This window comes from Solwaraspora sp. WMMA2065 (assembly GCF_030345075.1).
GTDB lineage: Bacteria > Actinomycetota > Actinomycetes > Mycobacteriales > Micromonosporaceae > Micromonospora_E.
This window is the reverse complement of sequence record NZ_CP128361.1, coordinates 5,880,007-5,897,156: the sequence shown is the minus strand read 5'-3', so window position 1 is coordinate 5,897,156 and position 17,150 is coordinate 5,880,007. Positions and strand designations below refer to the sequence as shown.

The window sequence follows — 17,150 nt, the reverse complement described above, 5'->3', positions numbered from 1 at the left end:
GACCAGCGGGGGGTGGCCCCGGCCGGCGCGGCCCAGCTCACCAACCGGTCCGGCTCACCCGACGCCTAGCTCACCTGCTCGGCCAGGGCGAGCCACTCCTCCTCGGTACGGCTGCGCTGCGCCTGCACCTCACGCAGTCGGGCGTCCAGCTCGGCGAGCCGGGTGAAGTCGGTGGCGTGTCGGGCCAACTCCTCGTGCAGCGCCGTCTCCTGCTGCTCCAGCTTGCCGACCTGGCGTTCCAGTCGGGCCAGCTCCTTGCGGGCCGCCCGCAGGTCACCGGCGGACAGCCCGCCACCGGCGGCGTCACCCGCCGGCCGGTCGCCGGCCGCAGCCGGGCCGGCCACACCGGAACCCGCCGGCCGGTCGGCCCCGGGACCGGCCCCGGCGGCCCGCGCCGCACCGGAGCCGGCGGCACCGCCGGCTCGGGCCAGGTACTCGTCGACCCCGCCGGGCAGATGCACCAGTCGGCCGTCGCCGAACATGCCGTACGTCTCGTCGGTGACCCGCTCGATCAGGTACCGGTCGTGGCTGGCCACGATCAGCGTGCCCGGCCACGAGTCGAGCAGGTCCTCCAGCGCCGCCAAGGTGTCGGTGTCCAGGTCGTTGGTGGGCTCGTCGAACAGCAGCACGTTCGGCTCGGCGGCCAGCAGTCGCAGCAGCTGCAGCCGGCGGCGCTCGCCACCGGACAGATCTCCGACCGGCGTCCACAGCCGCCGGTCGGTGAAGCCGAACATCTCCGCGAACTGGGTCGCGGCAAGCTCGCGGTCGCCGAACACCACCCGGCGGGCAACCTCCTCCACCGCCTCCAGCACCCGCAGCTCACCGGGGAGCTCGGCCAGCTCCTGGGACAGGAAGGCCGGCCGGACCGTCGCCCCGGTCACCACCCGGCCCTGCTGAGGGGCACGGACCCCGGCCAGCAACCGCAGCAGTGTGGTCTTGCCGGCACCGTTGGCGCCGACGATCGCGAACCGGTCCCCCGGACCGATCTGCCAGGTCAGCCCGTCGAGGATCAGCTTCTCCCCGGCGTACGCGGTCACGTCGTCCAGCTCGTAGACCTGCTTGCCGAGCCGGGCGGTGGCCAGCCGGTGCAGCGACACGGTGTCGCGCGGCGGCGGCACGTCGGCGATCAGCGCGTTCGCCGCCTCGATCCGGAACCGCGGCTTGGAGGTACGGGCCGGCGGGCCACGGCGCAGCCAGGCGATCTCCTTACGCAGCAGGTTCTGTCGGCGGGCCTCGGTAGCCGCGGCGACCCGCTCCCGTTCGGCGCGGGCCAGCGTCCAGGCGGCGAACCCGCCCTCGTAGGCGCGGACCGTCTGGTCGGCGACCTCCCAGGTGTCGGTGCAGACCTCGTCGAGGAACCACCGGTCGTGGGTGACCACTACCAGCGCGCCCCGGCGACGCTGCACCAGGTACGCGGCGAGCCAGGCCACCCCGGCGACGTCCAGATGGTTGGTCGGCTCGTCCAGGATCAGCAGCTCGGCTGGGCGGATCAGCAGCGCGGCCAGGGCGATCCGGCGCCGCTCGCCGCCGGACATCGGCCCGACCGGCTGGTCCAGGCCGAGGTGCGGCATGCCGAGACCGTCGAGGACGGTACGCACCCCGGCGTCGCCGGCCCACTCGTGCTCGGCGCCGAACCCCTCGGCCAGCCACGCGGTGCCGAGCACCACGTCCCGTACGGTGGCGTCACCGGCCAGCTCGAGCGTCTGGGGCAGCGCGGCGACCCGCAGGTCCCGGCGGTGGGTGACCCGCCCGGCGTCGGGTTCCTCGGCTTTGGTGAGCAGCCGCAGCAGGGTCGACTTGCCGGCACCGTTGAGACCGACGACGCCGATCCGGTCGCTGTCGTCCAAGCCCAGCGAGACCTCGGTGAGCAACTGCCCGACTGCGCCGTAACCCTTGGACACCCGATCCAGATTGACAATGTTCACCATCAGATCAGCCTCGCCCCGGCGACGGCGCCGTGCGCCAGGTGCACGTCCCGGCAGACCCCGGCATCGTCGAGCGCGGCCGCGACGGTGGCCGCGCCAGCCGCGTCCGCAGCCAGGAAGACACAGGTCGGGCCGGACCCGGAGACCATGCCGGCCAGTGCCCCGGCTGCCACCCCGGTGTCCAGCACCTGCTTGAGCGCCGGGCGCATGGACAGCGCGGCCGGCTCGAGATCGTTGCCGAGCGCGCCGGCCAGCACCTGCGGATCCCGCTGGCGCAGCGCGGCCAGCAACTCGTCGGCGGCGCCGACCGGTGGCGGCGCCGCACCGGCCGCCCGCAGCCGGTCCAGCTCGGCGTAGACCTCGGGGGTGGACAGGCCGCCGTCGGCGACCGCGACGACCCAGTACCAGGTGGTGGGTCGGGCCAGCACCGGGCTGATCGCCTCGCCCCGGCCGGTGCCCAGCGCGGTGCCGCCGTGCAGCAGGAACGGCACATCCGAACCGATGCCGGCGGCCAGCCCGGCCAGGTCGTCACGGGTCAGCCCGGTCCCCCACAGCTCGTCGCAGGCGACCAGCGCTGCGGCGGCGTCCGCGCTGCCGCCGGCCAGGCCGGCCGCGAGTGGGATCTGCTTGCGCAGGTGCAGTCGGGCGTGCGCGGGGACCCGGGCGTGCCTGGCCAGCGCCCGGGCGGCGCGCAGCACCAGGTTGGAGTCGTCCAGCGCCAGCTCGCCGGTGCCCTCACCGTCCATGGTCAGGATCAGCGTGTCGGCCCGCCGGACGGTCAGCTCGTCGTAGAGCGCGATCGCGTGGTAGACGGTGCTCACCTCGTGGTAGCCGTCGGGCCGGAGCGGGCCGACGGCCAACCGCAGGTTGATCTTGGCTGGCACCCGCACCTTGACCGAGCTGCGGGCGCCGCGACGGAAAATCTCGTCCTCGTCGCCCGGCCGCCATGCCTCGGTCACCGGGAAATACCCCGGCTGAGGTGGGCCGCGCGGGTACCTCTCGTCACGATCACGGCCGCCAGCCTACTCGGCCACCGTTTCGACCAGCGGCGCCGCCGCAGCGATCGCCGCGAACCGCGCCACGGTCAACGCCTCCCCCCGCGCACGCGGGTCGACCCCGGCCGCGGCCAGCACCGCCGCCGCCCGGTCCGCCCCGCCGGCCCAGCCGGCCAGCGCCGCCCGCAGCGTCTTGCGGCGCTGCGCGAACGCGGCGTCCACCACGGCGAAGACCCGACGCCGGAACCCGTCCACCGGCTGACCCGCCGGCACCGCCGGTGGCTCGCGGCGGGTGAACGCGACCAGCCCGGAGTCGACGTTGGGCACCGGCCAGAACACGCTCGGCGGGACCCGACCCGCAGTACGGGCGGCGGCGTACCAGGCCAGCTTCACCGACGGTACGCCGTACGTGCGCGAGCCCGGGCCGGCGACCAGCCGGTCGGCCACCTCTTTCTGCACCATCACCAGCCCTTGCCGCAGGCTGGGCAGCTCGGCGAGCAGGTGCAGCACCACCGGCACCGCCACGTTGTACGGCAGGTTGGCCACCAGCGCGGTCGGTTCCGGCCCGCCGAGACCGGCGGCGGTGGTCCGCAGCGCGTCGGCGGTGTGCACGGTCAGCCGGGCGAGGTCGCCGCCGCAGCCGGCGACGGTCTGCGGCAGCGCGCCGGCGAGCACCGGATCGATCTCCACCGCGTGCAGGTGGCGCACCTGGTCGAGCAGGCCAAGGGTCAGCGAGCCGAGCCCGGGGCCGACCTCCAGCACCACCGCGTCCGTTGGCAGATCGGCGGCGGACACGATCCGCCGGACCGTGTTCGGGTCGTGCACGAAGTTCTGCCCGAGCCGTTTGGTGGGTGCCACCGCCAGCCGGCCGGCCAGCTCCCGGATCTGCGCCGGACCGAGCAACTCGGTCACCGGCTCACCACGGCCCGAACACCCGGTCGCCGGTGGCCGAGATCGCGGCGCACAACTCGGTCAGGTCGGTGCCGGTGACCTCGGCAAGCAGCCGGACGGTGTGCGGGATCAGGTAGGAGGCGTTGGGCCGGCCCCGGTGCGGCACCGGCGTCAGGTACGGCGCGTCGGTCTCCACCAGCATCTGCTCGACCGGCGTGACGGCCGCTGCGGCGCACAGCCCGGCGGCGTTGCCGAAGGTCACCGTACCGGCGAAGCTGAGCACGAAGCCGCGCCGGACGCAGTCGGCGGCGAAATCCGCGTCGCCGGAGAAGCAGTGCATCACCACGGTCTGCGGGGCGCCTTCGGAGTCGAGCACCCGCAGCACGTCGGCGTGCGCGTCCCGGTCGTGGATCACCAGCGGCTTGCCGTACCGCTTGGCGATCGCGATGTGCGCCCGGAAGCTGGCCTGCTGCGCGGCCAGTCCGTCCGACCCGGTCCGGAAGTGGTCCAGCCCGGTCTCGCCGACGCCGCGCACCCGATCGGCGGCGGCCAGCGCCTCGACCTCACGCAGCGCCTCGTCCAGGTCGGCCAGTCGGGGTGCCTCGTTGGGATGCAGGGCGACCGTGGCGACCACCGCCGACGATCGCGCGGCGAGGTCCGCGCCCCAGCGCGACGACTCCAGGTCGACACCGACCTGGACCAGCCGGTCGACGCCGACCGACGCGGCCCGGGCGATCAAGGTGGCCACCGGGTCGCCGCTGTCCCGGCCGAGGACCGCCGGTTCGGCGACAGTCAGGTCCAGGTGGGTGTGGCTGTCGATCACCGGTACGGGCAGCGGATCGGGTGGCGGCGGGAACTCCCCGGCCCGGCGGGCGGCCCGTTGCCGGCGGGTCTCGGCTGGCTGCGTCATCATCGGACAGCATCACACGTCCCGGTCCGGCCGGTGCACCGGGCCACCCGGGCGGCACCGCCAATGGACATGCGGCGGCTACCACGCGTTCACCCGAAGCGGTGACCCGGCAACTACCTTCGGCGACGTGACTCTGAGCTCTGCGCGTGGCGGCGTCGCCGATGCCCCGGCCGGCCTGCACGTCCGCTTCGAGGGTGCGGTCTACCCGGCTGAGGAGATCGCCCGAGGGGCCGCCTACCGGCTGGTCAGCATGGACCCGGTAGCCGGCTTCCAGCGCGACGGCCGGGGCCGCTGGTTCCGCCACGTGCATGCCAGCGAGGTCGGCCCGGTCTCCGGCGTGGGTATCTCCGCCGGCGGCACGGGTGCCTCCGGTGCCGGCGCGGGTGCCGACGACCGCACCGACGATCCGGGCGACAGCCCGCTGATGGCCCCGTTGACCCGGGCCGCCAGCTGGGCGGACGTACATCAGCTGAGTCAGACGCCGTCGGCCGCCGACCATCCGGCAAATACCGTGGTCCGGCGTACCGCGACGGTCCGGCGCGGCACCCGGATGATGAAGGTACTTTCCGGCCGACAGGTGGCCGGCTTCCTGCGTGGCTGGGCACCGGCCGGTTTCTGCTACCGCGAGTACGACATCGCGCACCTGCGTACCCCGGCCGACCTGGCCCTGCTGCGCACCGACGACGAGGGCGGGCGGGACAGCCTGGAGGTGGCGTACGCACTGCGCTGGCGGGCCATCGGCGCCGACGACTACGAGATCCCGGCCGGGCCGGCGTACCAGGGGCTGGCGGCCATGCCGCCCCGGGACCGGATCGGCCCGCCGGTGCTCGGCACCGGGTTCACCCCGAGCGGGCGCCATCTGATCCCCGAGTTCGTCACCGCCGGCTGCACCGACCTGCCGATGCCGGCCAACGCCGCCCTGCTGGCGTACACCCCGGACGGTGCCGAGGTGGTGCTGTACACCTACCAGCCAGAGCAGCGCGGCTGGATCCGGATGGCCGGGCCGCAGCGACGACACCTGCTCGACGGGATCCCCGACGTCCCGTCCGACCAGGAGTACCTGCGCACCGGCGACCTGCCGCAGTCGACCCAGCTGGTCGGCACCCACGACGGCCAGACCTACGAGGCGGTCGCCGACCCGCCGCACGAGTTCCGGGTGCTGGCGATGACCCGGGCCGCTCGCTACCCGGTCGACTCGCTGGCCCGCCGGGTGCGGCTCGCCACCTGGCGCGACGCCCGCTGTCAGGTGCTGAGGCAGGATTCCGGGTGGAGCCGGCTGCGGCTGTGCCGGCCCACCCCGGAGGCGGTCGCGTCGCTCGGCGCGCAGTGCTACGAACGCGGCGTGTACGAGGTGTGGGCACCGAGCGTGGAGATTTCCGACGAAGGCGCGACCGACCTGCCGTACCCGCTGTGAACCGGCGGGAGCACCGCGCTCACCCGGCGGCCAGGTGGGTCAGCTCGAGGGCGAAGTAGCCGGCGAAGACCAGCATGATCGCGCCGGACACCCGGTCGAACCAGGCGATCACCCGCGGCGTCAGGAAGCGACGCGCCTGGGCGGCACCGACCGCCAGGATCAGGAACCAGGTCCACGACGCGGAGAGCGTCCCGGCGGCGAACGTCGCCCGGGAGTCCGCCGGCTGGGCGATCACCGCTGCCCCGATCACCCCGACCATGTCGAGGATGGCGTGCGGGTTGAGCAGCGAGACGCTGACCGTACGCCCGACGACCTGGCGGGCCGACCCGGCCGCCGGCCCCGGACCCGGCCCGCCCGGTGGGCCGACGGCGAGGTGCCCGCCGGCGGTACGGATGGACCGCACGCCCAGGTAGGTGAGGAAGACCGCGCCGCAGGCGAGCAGCGCCGGCCGCACGCCCGGCACGGTGGCGATCAGGCCGGACACGCCGGCGACCCCGGCGACGATCAGCAGCGTGTCGCAGCAGCCGGCGGCCAGCACCGCCCACAGCGCACGCGGCAGGCCGACCGCCAGCCCCTGGCTGACCACGAAGACGTTCTGCGGCCCGATCGGCATGATCAGGCCGAGGCCGAGCAGCAACCCGGCCAGGTAGTCGGTCACCCGGTCAGGCGGTGAGCCGGGCCAGCTCCTCGTCGACGATCGACTCGTCGAGCTTGCGGAACACCGGCTTCGGCGCGGCCAGTGGCCGGCCGGCCTCGACCGGGGTGGACTCCCACCGGGCACCGTCGCGGTAGTCGCCGGTGAGGATCGGGTACGCCGGACCGGCGTCGAGGTCGTCGACCTCGACGATCCGGGGCATCGGCGCGTGTACGCCGGCGCCGCCGAGCAGCTCGTGGATCTTCTGCGCCGAGTGCGGCAGGAACGGGGTGAGCAGGGTGTTCGCGTCCGCGACCACCTGCAGGGCGACGTGCAGGACGGTGCCCATCCGGGGCTTGTCCGCCTCGCCCTTGAGCTTCCACGGGGCCTGGTCGGACAGGTAGCGGTTGGCCTCGGCGACCACCCGCATCGCCTCACCGATCGCCTGCTTCTGCCGGTGCCGTTCGATCAGTGCGCCGACCGTGCCGAACGCGGCCCGGCTGGTCGCCAGCAGCGCCTCGTCGGCGGCGGTCAGCCCGGCCGGGTCGACCGGCGGGATGGCGCCGAAGTTCTTGGCGGCCATCGAGATCGACCGGTTGACCAGGTTGCCCCAGTCGTTGACCAGCTCGTCGTTGTTGCGGCGCCGGAACTCCGCCCAGGTGAAGTCGGTGTCCTGGCTCTCCGGGCCGGCCACGGCGATGAAGTAGCGCAGCGCGTCGGCGTCGTAGCGGGCCAGGAAGTCCCGCACGTAGATGACCACCTGGCGGGAGGAGGAGAACTTGCGCCCCTCCATGGTCAGGAACTCGCTGGAAACCACCTCGGTGGGCAGGTTGAGCCGGCCGAGCTGACCTGACTCACCGCCATGGTCGCCCTCGCCGGAGTAGCCGAGCAGCAGCGACGGCCAGATCACCGAGTGGAAGACGATGTTGTCCTTGCCCATGAAGTAGTAGGCGCGTGCCTCCTTGCCCTGGGCGTCCGCCGTCCACCAGCGGCGCCAGGCGTCCGGGTCACCGGACCGCCGGGCCCACTCGATCGAGGCCGACAGGTAACCGATCACCGCGTCGAACCAGACGTAGATCCGCTTGTCGCCGCGCTCGCGCCAGCCGTCCAGCGGGATCGGCACGCCCCACTCCAGGTCCCGGGTGATCGCCCGGGGCTGCAGGTCGTCGAGCAGGTTGCGGGAGAACCGCAGGACGTTGGGCCGCCAGCCGTCGCGGGCGTCCAGCCAGGTGCCGAGCGCCTCGGCGAACGCCGGCAGGTCGAGGAAGAAGTGCTCGGTCTCGACGAAGTTCGGCGTCTCCCCGTTGATCTTCGAGCGCGGGTCGATCAGCTGAACCGGGTCGAGCTGGTTGCCGCAGTTGTCACACTGGTCGCCCCGGGCGGCGTCGTAGCCGCAGATCGGACAGGTGCCCTCGATGTAGCGGTCCGGCAGGGTGCGACCGGTGGACGGGGAGATCGCGCCGAGGGTGGTCTTCGCAACGATGTAGCCGTTGCGGTGCAACGTCTCGAACAGCTCCTGGACCACCTGGTAGTGGTTGCCGGTGGTGGTCCGGGTGAACAGGTCGTAGGACAGGCCGAGCCCGTGCAGGTCCTCGACGATCACCCGGTTGTACCGGTCGGCCAGCTCGCGCGGCTTCAGCCCCTCGCTGTCGGCCTGCACCTGGATCGGGGTGCCGTGCTCGTCGGTGCCGGAGATCATGAGCACGTCGTGGCCGGCCATCCGCATGTACCGGCTGAACACGTCGGAGGGCACCCCGAAACCGGAGACGTGGCCGATGTGGCGGGGCCCGTTGGCGTAGGGCCAGGCGACCGCCGCGAGAACGTGACTCATACGACCAGCCTAGTTAGTGTCACCGGGCGTACGCGAACGGGTTGCCGAGCCGCCCGGCGGAGCGCGACACGCCTTCGGGGGTTCGCCCCGGCTCCGCGTGCCGGGGTGTCAAATGGCGGGGTGACCGGGGAACCCAGCATGCCGGAGTCCGACGAGCCGCCGACCGCCCCACCCACCCGGGAGCCGGCGGGCGCTCCCGAGCAGCGTCGGCGGCGGCCGAGCCCCTGGGCGACGGCCGGGCCGGAGGGCACCTGGTGGCACGGTGGCGAACCGACCGACGGCGGACCGGCCGGTGCCGTGGCATCACCTGCCGCCGAACCGGCCACGCCCGTGACCCCGGATGCCGGCGAGCCGACCGACACCGCCGCGCCAGCCGACAGCGCCGACCCGGATGACGGCGGACCGGGCGACACCGGCAGGCCGGCGGGCAACGGCAGGCCGGCGGCGGTGCCGGTGGCGGAACGGCCGCCGGGCCGCCGCCCGCTCCGCCGGGCGGCCGCCCGTCAACGGCGGACGAGGGTCCGGCGTTCCCGCCGGCCGGCGACCGGCATCGCCTGGATCGTGGTCGTCGCGGCGGCTGCGGCGTTCCTCGGCTGGGTCAGCGCCGAACCACTGTGGCTGGCCGTCGGCCGGGGCGTCAACGGCACCGCGACGGTCACCGACTGCACCGGCGACGGGTACGGCCGACGGTGCCTCGGCGAGTTCGCCGCGCAGACCGGCTTCACTGTCGACCGGGTGCGGCTGTTCGGCGTACCGCCGGTTGACCAGGCCACCGGCGCCGAGCTGACCGCCCGGATGTTGCACCGTGAACGGGACACCGCGTACGTCGTGGCCGACCTGGTCGTGCTGCACCTGCGGTGGTCGGTCGGCTGGGGGCTGACCGTGCTGCTCGGCGTACTGCTGGTCTGGGGCAGCGGTGCCCGCCGGCTGGCCACCGCGACGGCCCGTCGGGTTGCCACCGTCGCCGCGTTGCTGGCGCCGGTCCTGCTGGCCGCCGGGTTCCTGGCCACCGTCTGGACCGGCTGACATCGACCGACCGGAGCAGGCATCGACCACCCGTAGCGCAGCGCATCGACGACCCGAAATATATTCTTCGGCGGGGAGGTCCCGCGACGTCGGGCGGCGGCCTACGATCACGGGGTGATCTCGGCGGCAGCTTCGGACGCGGCAAGCGGTGAACCAGCGGTGACGGCGACAGCGGACCGGCCGGTCCGTCCGCCGGACGCCGGTCCGGCGGGGGCCCACCCGGTCGGCCCCGACGGCTCCGCCGGGTCGTCGACGCCGACCGGCGGGGTCGGGCTGCCGGCCGTGGTCCGCCGCAGGCTGGCACCGCTGGACAACTGGCTGGAGCCGTGGTCCTGGCTGGCCACCGCCGTGGTGGTGACGATCGCCGGCGTACTGCGGCTGGTCAACCTGAGCCACCCGCCGGGCCTGATCTTCGACGAGCTCTACTACGCCAACGAGGCCAACGAGCTGCGTCAGTACGGCTTCGAGTGGGACGAGACCAACAACACCCCGGCGTACGTGGTGCATCCGCCGCTCGGCAAGTGGATCATCTCGCTGGGCGTCCGCTGGTTCGACTTCACCGAGTTCGGTTGGCGAATCTCGGCGGCGGTCGCCGGCATCCTGATGGTGCTGATCATCACCCGGACGGCCCGGCGGTTGTTCCACTCCACCGTCCTCGGCTGCGTAGCCGGGCTGCTGCTCGCCCTGGACGGCTTCCATCTGGTGCTGTCCCGGACCGCCCTGCTCGACATCTTCCTCGCGTTCTTCGTGCTCGCCGCCTTCGCCGCGCTGGTAGTCGACCGGGACTGGAGCCGGCGACGGTGGCTGCGGGCGGTCGACGACGGGCTCGATCCGACTCTGCCGGGCCGCGCCGGCCGACCGCCGTTCGCCGTACCGTGGTGGCGGCTGATCGCGGCGCTACTGCTCGGCTGCGGTCTCGCCGTCAAGTGGAGCGCACTGTGGTTCATCCCGGTGTTCGGCCTGCTGGTGATCTGGTGGGAGGCCGGTGCCCGCCGGTCCGCCGGGGTCCGCCGGCCGTGGCTGGACGCGGCGCTCGGCGAGATCGGTTGGCTGGTCCTCGGCGGGGTGCTGATCCTCGGCACCTACCTCGCCAGCTGGTCGGGCTGGCTGGCGACCGACGGCGGCTACCTGCGGCACTACCGGGCGGACAACGGCATGTCCGAGGCACCGTTCATCGGCGCCCTGCTGAACCTCTGGCATTACCACACCCAGGCGTACGGCTTCCACAGCACGTTGGAGACGGAACACCGCTACCAGTCGTGGCCGTGGCAGTGGCTGCTGCTGGGCCGCCCGGTCGCCTTCCACTGGACCGACCAGACCGCCTGCGGAGCACCTAGCTGCGCCGAGGAAGTGCTGCTGCTGGGCACTCCGCTGCTGTGGTGGTCGTTCCTGCCGGCCCTGGCGGCGCTGGTCTGGCTCGGTATCGCCCGGCGGGACTGGCGGGCGGGGGCGATCCTCGCCGGGGTGGCCGCCGGGCTGCTGCCGTGGTTCTACTACGCCACCGAGGGCCGGACGATGTTCTCCTTCTACACCGCGCCAGCGCTGCCGTTCCTGGTCCTCGCGGTGACCTATGTGCTCGGTGCGATCGTCACACCGTCCGGCGGGACGGCGGTCGCCGACCCGGCCGGCAACGACCGGCGGCTGGTCGGCGCGGTGATCGCCGGCACCTACGTCCTGCTGGTCGCCGTCTGCTTCGCGTATTTCTACCCGATCTTCGTCGGTGAGCCGCTGCCGTACGAGGACTGGTCGGCGCGGATGTGGCTCGGCGGGCGCTGGATCTGACCATCGCGGCCGGCCCGCTACCGGCCCGCTGCCCGTCCGGTGGTCCACGGCCGCCGGACGGGTGCCGTCAGCCGATCGTGGACTCACCTGGCCCGTATCTCCACTGTGATCAGCAGCGTCGGCTGCGACAGCAGGTGGGCGAGGGTGCCGGAGAGCGTTGGAAGACAGAGAAGCGCGCCCCGATCGCCTGCCACGGGGGAAGCGGGCGATAGGGGCGCGCTTGAAAAGCTTAACCAGGTGAACCCCTGCCGCACAACGGGCCAGACAAGGCCAGTTTGCCGTTCAGCACGGAACGGAACAACCACCAAAAGCGACATCAACTGTCATAGTCAGCGAAAGCGGCGGCGGAGGCTGCGTCTGTTCTGCCCCGGCGCGCTGCGGTCGATCCGGCGAAGCGCCAGCTCCGAGTCACGGCGACGCTGATCAGCCAGATCGCTGAAGGTCAGCACCAGGCCGCGTACCCCCGGCACCAGCCGCAGATCCCTGCACCGCACCTCGAGCAGCACATGGCTGCCGTCCGGCCGGCGCAGCACCCACTGGTCGCCCACCGCCGACCCGTCGTGCCGGTCGCCGGCCGCGCCGAGGGTCCGGGACACCTGCTCCTGGTCGGCGGGGTGCACCAGGTCCCGCCAGTCGGCGAGGACCGCCGGCTCGACCCCGAACAGCCGGCTGCACGGCGGACTCGCGTACCGGATCCGGTCGTCAGCTCCGACGATCACCACCGCGTCGCCGACGGTGCCCGCGACCAGATTGAGATACCGGTCCCGGTCCCGCCGGGCGGCGTCCTCGGTCGCGGCGATCCGGTGCAGGGCCAGCGCCGCCTGAGCGGCGACCACCTCGATCGCGTCCCGGCTGGCGGCCAGCACCCCGGCAGCCGCCCCGACCAGCAGCGCGGTACCGGTCCCGCCGGACGAGGCCGGCACGGCCAGGCCGGCCACCAGGGCGGCCGGTGCCGGGGCGAGCCGGTCGGCCAGATCGGGATGCAACAGCCGGATCGGCATGATCCGGGTACGCCGCCGCGCCGCGTCCACCGGCAACGGGTCGTCGACGACGACCTGGGGCTGCCATTCGGCCACCGACTCCGGGTCGGGCGGCCCGCCGCCGGCCCCCGCCACCGGGCGGCGCACGGCGAACAGGACCTGGTGATCGGTCCCGGCCGGCAGCAGCTCACCGACCGACCGGCGGACCATCTCGGCCACCTGCGCGATCGTGGTGGCCGACAGCAGCCGCGTCCCGGCTTTGCGCAGCGACCGTTCCCGGTGCACCGCGGCCCGGTGCCCGGTCACCGAATCGACCACCCGGGTCACCGCGAGCATCGTGGTGAGACCGGCCGCCGCAGCGGTCACCAACCCGTCGGGCAGCTCGGCCGGCGCTCCGGCGAACGCCTGGATCACCAGCAGGAACGGCACGGTCAGACAGGTGATCGTCAACAGACCTACCCGCATCGCGGCGACGTCGTCCGGGCCCGGGTCGGACCGGGTGGCCAGCCGAGCCATGTTCGGGTGCAGGGCGGCGACCCCCCAGCTGACGTAGAACACGTACCAGCCGAGTTCGGCCGGATGCCCCGGCTGCCAGCCGGCGTTGAGTTCGGCGGCCGCGTACCAGACGTCGGCGGTCAGCATGCCGGCCGCGCCGACCGCCAGCCCGATCACCGTCGGATCCCGCCAGGCGGCGGCCGCCAGGCGCAGCATCACCACGACGACCAGCACCCCACCGAGACCGTGCACGGCCAGCAGCGCCTTCTCCACCGCCGGCAGATTCACATCGGTCACCGCCGGGCCGACCACCAGGGTCCAGGTGACCAGGCCGGTCACCACGACCAGCACCAGGGTGTCCAGCAGAGCGGACCGGTCCCGCAACGACACCGTGGTCCGGGTCAGGCTGAGCACCCCGGCCGCAAGCAGGCCGAAGGTCGCCAGGTAGGCGGCGTCGGCGATCAGCGACAGAACCTCGCCGACGGCACCCGCCGTACGCCGCGACAACTCGTAGTGGACGTCGCCGACCGCCAGCGCCCCGGCGCCGCCGGCCAGCAGCAGCCAGGGAAGCCGGCGGGGCGGCCGGTGCCGGTGAATTCCCCAACCGACCGCGGCCACGCTGACCACGCCGATCGCCCCCCACCAGACGGCGGCGGCAGCCGGGGCCCCGAAGACCGCCGCGCCAAGAACAGCCTGCACCGCGAGGTAACCGGTCAGGACACGCCGTGGCACCGGGACTCCTCCAACAAGATCGGCCGGCCGCCCGGACCGCGGACCGCGCCGACCCCCGGCTACAGCATGAGGGCCGGCGCGGGCCGGCACAACATCGGCTCGGGCAGCAGTACGCGGAACACGGCACCACCGCCCGGCCGGTCGTACAGCTCGATCCGGCCGGCGTGACCGTCCACGATCGCCGCGACGATCGCCAGCCCGAGGCCGGAGCCGCCACCTCGCGCCCGGGTACGGCTGGGATCCACCCGGTACAGCCGCTCGAAGACCCGCCCGGCATGCGCCGCCGGCACGCCGGGACCGGTGTCGGTCACCTCGATCACCGCAAGCGGCGCGTCCGCCGGCAGGTCCCGCCCGACCGCCGCGAGCGGCCGGTCCGACGGGGCACCGCCAGCGCCGGCCGGCAGATACCCCACCCGTACGGTGATCTCGGCCGCCGGCGGGGTGTGCTGCAGCGCGTTCGCCACCAGGTTGGCGGCCACCTGGCGCAGCGCCGGCTCGTCCCCCGGCACCGAGACCGGCTGCAGTTCGGGTGCGACCGGCTCCAGGTCGGGTGCGGTGGAGCCGACCGGTCCGGCCGGTGCCATCCGGACCCGACGGTCGGGAGCCCGGGCGGACGCGTCGCGGATCGTGTCGGCGGTGACCGCGAGCAGATCCACCGGTCGACGCACCGGCTGCCGACGCTGGTCCAGCCGGGCCAGCAGCAGCAGGTCCTCCACCAGCAGCCCCATCCGGGCCGCCTCCGCCTCGATCCGGCGCATCGCCTCGTCGAGTTCCGGGCCGGGCGTCGCCCCGCCCCGCCGGTACAGTTCGGCGAATCCCCGGATCGAGGTGAGCGGGGTGCGCAGTTCGTGCGACGCGTCCGCGACGAACTGCCGGAGTCGCTGCTCCGAGGCGGTCCGGGCGGCGACCTCGGCCCCGATCCGGTCCAGCATCGAGTTCAACGCGCCGCCGAGCCGGCCGACCTCGGTGTGCGGGTCGGCGTCGAGGACCCGCCGGGCCAGGTTGCCGCCGGTGATCTCGGCGGCGATGCGTTCCATCCGGGTCAGCGGGCGCAGCCCGAGCCGGACCGTCGCGGCGGCGACCAGACCGAGCAGCACCAGGATCAGCAGCACCACCACGGCGTCGATCATGAGCAGCGTGTCGGCGGTCGCGTCGACCTGGCGCAGCGAGACGCCGACCACAGCGAGCCCGCCGTCGGCGCGCGGCACCGCGAGCACCCGCCAGGATCCGTCACCATCGACGGCGGGCACCGTGTAGGAACGCCGGGCAGCGGCCCGCTCGACCAGCGCCGGATAGTCGTCCAACGCGGGCAGGGCGGCATCCGGGTCGGAGGAGAACTGCTGGGTGAGGGTCCCGTCGGCGGCGTACAGCAGGACCGACTGGGCCGGTTGCAGGGAGGCGCCGGGGAAGGGTCGGGGTCGGGGACCGTCCTGGTCGAGGGTGGGCGGCGCGGACCCGGCGTACGGTCGGCTCATCAGCCGCAACTGCTCGTCGAGCCGGTCGGTCAGGCTCTGCCGCAGCAGGACCAGACCGGCCGTGTTGGCCAGCAGCAGGGCGACGGCGGTGAGGACCGCGGTGGCCAGCACCAGCCGGGACCGCAGCGTCCAGTGCGACCACCGCCGTACGGTGATCGGGGAACGGAACCGTTTCAGGTGCCGCATCAGACACCGCCCGACCGGGGCAGTCGCAGCGTGTAGCCGACCCCCCGGACGGTGTGGATCAGCGCCGGCTGGTGCTGGTCGATCTTCTTGCGCAGGTAGTAGACGTACGACTCGACGATCCGGCCGTCGCCGTCGAAGTCGTAGCTCCACACCCGGTCCAGAATCTGGCTCTTGCTGACCACCCGGCCGGCGTTGACCAGCAGATACCGCAGCAGGTTGAACTCGGTCGGCGACAGATCGACGCGCTGGCCGGCCCGGCGTACCTCGTGGGCGTCCTCGTCGAGCTCCAGGTCGGCGTAGCGCAGCACCCGGTCGGTCGGCTCGGGCTCGTCGACGACGCCGCTGCGCCGCAGGATCGCCCGGATCCGCAGCACCACCTCCTCCAGGCTGAACGGCTTGGCGACGTAGTCGTCGGCTCCGACGGTCAGCCCGGCGATCCGGTCCTGCACCGCGTCCCGCGCGGTCAGGAACAGCACGGGTACGTGCCGGCGGCCGCCCCGGCGCATCGTCCGGGCCACCTCGAAGCCGTCCAGATCCGGCATCATCACGTCGAGGACCACCAGATCCGGCTCGAACTCCTCGATCGCCACCAGGGCGGCGCGGCCGCCGTCCACCGCTCGGACGTCGAACCGGATCAGCCGCAACGTGGCGGCGAGCAGGGCGCAGATGTTCGGCTCGTCGTCGACGACCAGGATCCGGGGAGCCCGGTCCGGTCCGGCGTCGGCTACCTGGCCGATCTCGGCGGGTGAGGTCATCCGCCATGCATACCGGCGCAGTCTCGGAGCCGGCTGGGAGCCGGCTGTGGGGTGGCCGGGCAAGCACAGGCACCAACGGACGCGCTTCGGTCATCGGCCGTTCGCCTCAACTTCACATCCCGTTCCGAGGTTGTTTTGATCTGCGCGGTGTTTCCTCACCTTCGCACCGAATCCGCCCTACCTGAAGGTGAGGACCTGCCCATGCGACCCGAATCGGCACCGCCGACGACGACCGGACCAGGACCGGACGACCGGGCCGGCCACGGTACGGACGACCGGGCCGGTCACGCGCTGCGGGGCGTCACCCGGCTGCACGCGTTCAACCGGTACGAGATCAAGTACCTGGTCGACAACGCGGCGGTACCGGCACTGCGTGACCAACTCGCCCGCCGACTCGACCGGGACAGCCATGCCGGGACCACCGGGTACGGGGTGTGGAGCCTCTACTACGACACCGACGACCTGCGGTTCTACTGGGAAAAGATCGAAGGGCTGCGGTTCCGCCGCAAACTGCGGATCCGGCACTACGGCGACCGGACCGGCATCGACGACGACACCACCGTCCACGTCGAGATCAAGCAGCGGGTCAACCGGGTCACCCAGAAACGGCGGATCGCGCTGCCGTACCGACTGGCCCGTCAACTGTGCGACGGCCGCGCCATGATCGACCACACCGAGCCGCAGCGGGGCTTCGTGCAGGAGGTCCTCGGCCTGGTCAGCGGCCTGGACCTGCGCCCGGTGGCGATCACCGGCTACCACCGGCAGGCGTTCGTCGGCACCGGTGCCGATCTCGGCCTGCGGGTCACCCTGGACACCCGGGTCCGGGGTCGGGACCGTGATCTGCACCTGGGCGTCGACGCCGAAAATCGGTTCATCGTCCCGCCGTGGCGTTCGATCATGGAGGTGAAGGCGAACGAACGGGTCCCGTACTGGTTGACCGACCTCGCTGCGCAGGCCGACCTGTCGGTCGTGCGGGTCAGCAAGTACTGCCAGTGTGTCGAGGCGTTCGGGCGGGCCCCGCGGTCGGTGTTCCATCTGCCGGCCGACGCGCCACCACCGCCTCCGGACCGGCCGGCCGGCGAACTGCTGGCCGTCGGCGCGAGCGGCGGGCGGGCCTGA

General features: G+C 73.2%; 13 protein-coding genes. 4 read left to right on the top strand and 9 right to left on the bottom strand.

The window, feature by feature from the left end; translation table 11 throughout:
* Nucleotides 1-65 precede the first annotated feature (65 nt).
* From O7610_RS26850 to O7610_RS26835, 4 genes are all read right to left on the bottom strand, one after another.
* Complete coding sequence (locus O7610_RS26850; protein WP_281567123.1) at nt 66-1,928, bottom strand: ABC-F family ATP-binding cassette domain-containing protein; 1,863 nt, start codon at nt 1,926-1,928, stop codon at nt 66-68.
* Nucleotides 1,928-2,884: a 4-(cytidine 5'-diphospho)-2-C-methyl-D-erythritol kinase gene (locus tag O7610_RS26845; protein ID WP_281553147.1), complete on the bottom strand. Its 957-nt coding sequence runs from the start codon at nt 2,882-2,884 to the stop codon at nt 1,928-1,930. The genes O7610_RS26850 and O7610_RS26845 overlap by 1 nt, the downstream gene beginning before the upstream one ends.
* A gap of 63 nt (nt 2,885-2,947) precedes the next feature.
* Nucleotides 2,948-3,832 carry a 16S rRNA (adenine(1518)-N(6)/adenine(1519)-N(6))-dimethyltransferase RsmA gene (gene rsmA / locus O7610_RS26840; protein ID WP_281553146.1) on the bottom strand — a complete coding sequence of 295 codons (885 nt, stop codon included), beginning with the start codon at nt 3,830-3,832 and terminating at the stop codon, nt 2,948-2,950.
* A gap of 4 nt (nt 3,833-3,836) precedes the next feature.
* Complete coding sequence (locus O7610_RS26835) at nt 3,837-4,721, bottom strand: TatD family hydrolase (RefSeq protein ID WP_289213699.1); 885 nt, start codon at nt 4,719-4,721, stop codon at nt 3,837-3,839.
* A gap of 127 nt (nt 4,722-4,848) precedes the next feature.
* Between O7610_RS26835 and O7610_RS26830 the strand changes: the two genes are divergently transcribed.
* Nucleotides 4,849-6,135, top strand: a complete 1,287-nt coding sequence (locus O7610_RS26830) for a hypothetical protein (RefSeq protein WP_281553145.1) — start codon at nt 4,849-4,851, stop codon at nt 6,133-6,135.
* Between the two features lie 19 nt (nt 6,136-6,154).
* Here the strand turns inward: O7610_RS26830 and O7610_RS26825 are convergent, their stop codons facing one another.
* Both O7610_RS26825 and metG read right to left on the bottom strand, forming a co-directional pair.
* Nucleotides 6,155-6,793: a LysE/ArgO family amino acid transporter gene (locus O7610_RS26825; protein WP_289212121.1), complete on the bottom strand. Its 639-nt coding sequence runs from the start codon at nt 6,791-6,793 to the stop codon at nt 6,155-6,157.
* Nucleotides 6,794-6,797: 4 nt separating this feature from the next.
* Nucleotides 6,798-8,600 (bottom strand): methionine--tRNA ligase, encoded by a 1,803-nt coding sequence (gene metG / locus O7610_RS26820; protein WP_281553143.1) that lies wholly within the window; start codon nt 8,598-8,600, stop codon nt 6,798-6,800.
* 120 nt (nt 8,601-8,720) lie between these two features.
* Between metG and O7610_RS26815 the strand changes: the two genes are divergently transcribed.
* Nucleotides 8,721-9,626, top strand: a complete 906-nt coding sequence (locus O7610_RS26815) for a hypothetical protein (protein WP_289212120.1) — start codon at nt 8,721-8,723, stop codon at nt 9,624-9,626.
* Between the two features lie 114 nt (nt 9,627-9,740).
* Entirely contained in the window at nt 9,741-11,408 is a 1,668-nt protein-coding gene (locus O7610_RS26810) for a dolichyl-phosphate-mannose--protein mannosyltransferase (protein WP_475053018.1), read from the top strand.
* A 329-nt stretch (nt 11,409-11,737) separates the two neighbouring features.
* On the opposite strand, the gene O7610_RS26805 is transcribed toward O7610_RS26810, so the two are convergent.
* Genes O7610_RS26805 through O7610_RS26795 form a run of 3 tightly spaced genes read right to left on the bottom strand, consistent with a single transcriptional unit; the run spans nt 11,738 to nt 16,031 of the window.
* On the bottom strand, nt 11,738-13,615 hold the full coding sequence (locus O7610_RS26805; protein ID WP_289212119.1) for a PAS domain-containing protein: 1,878 nt from the start codon (nt 13,613-13,615) through the stop codon (nt 11,738-11,740).
* A 59-nt stretch (nt 13,616-13,674) separates the two neighbouring features.
* Nucleotides 13,675-15,279, bottom strand: a complete 1,605-nt coding sequence (locus O7610_RS26800; RefSeq protein ID WP_475053032.1) for a sensor histidine kinase — start codon at nt 15,277-15,279, stop codon at nt 13,675-13,677.
* Nucleotides 15,276-16,031 carry a response regulator transcription factor gene (locus tag O7610_RS26795; protein WP_281553139.1) on the bottom strand — a complete coding sequence of 252 codons (756 nt, stop codon included), beginning with the start codon at nt 16,029-16,031 and terminating at the stop codon, nt 15,276-15,278. Before O7610_RS26795 ends, O7610_RS26800 begins: the two co-directional genes overlap by 4 nt.
* Before the next feature lie 201 nt (nt 16,032-16,232).
* On the opposite strand from O7610_RS26795, the gene O7610_RS26790 reads away from it, so the two are divergent.
* Nucleotides 16,233-17,150 carry a polyphosphate polymerase domain-containing protein gene (locus tag O7610_RS26790; protein ID WP_281553138.1) on the top strand — a complete coding sequence of 306 codons (918 nt, stop codon included), beginning with the start codon at nt 16,233-16,235 and terminating at the stop codon, nt 17,148-17,150.

Coding starts and splice junctions, on each gene's coding strand:
- O7610_RS26790 (WP_281553138.1), top strand. CDS start 16,233: ATGCGACCCGAATCGGCACCGCCGACGACGACCGGACCAGGACCGGAC.
- metG (WP_281553143.1), bottom strand. CDS start 8,600: ATGAGTCACGTTCTCGCGGCGGTCGCCTGGCCCTACGCCAACGGGCCC.
- O7610_RS26850 (WP_281567123.1), bottom strand. CDS start 1,928: ATGGTGAACATTGTCAATCTGGATCGGGTGTCCAAGGGTTACGGCGCA.
- O7610_RS26835 (WP_289213699.1), bottom strand. CDS start 4,721: ATGACGCAGCCAGCCGAGACCCGCCGGCAACGGGCCGCCCGCCGGGCC.
- O7610_RS26795 (WP_281553139.1), bottom strand. CDS start 16,031: ATGACCTCACCCGCCGAGATCGGCCAGGTAGCCGACGCCGGACCGGAC.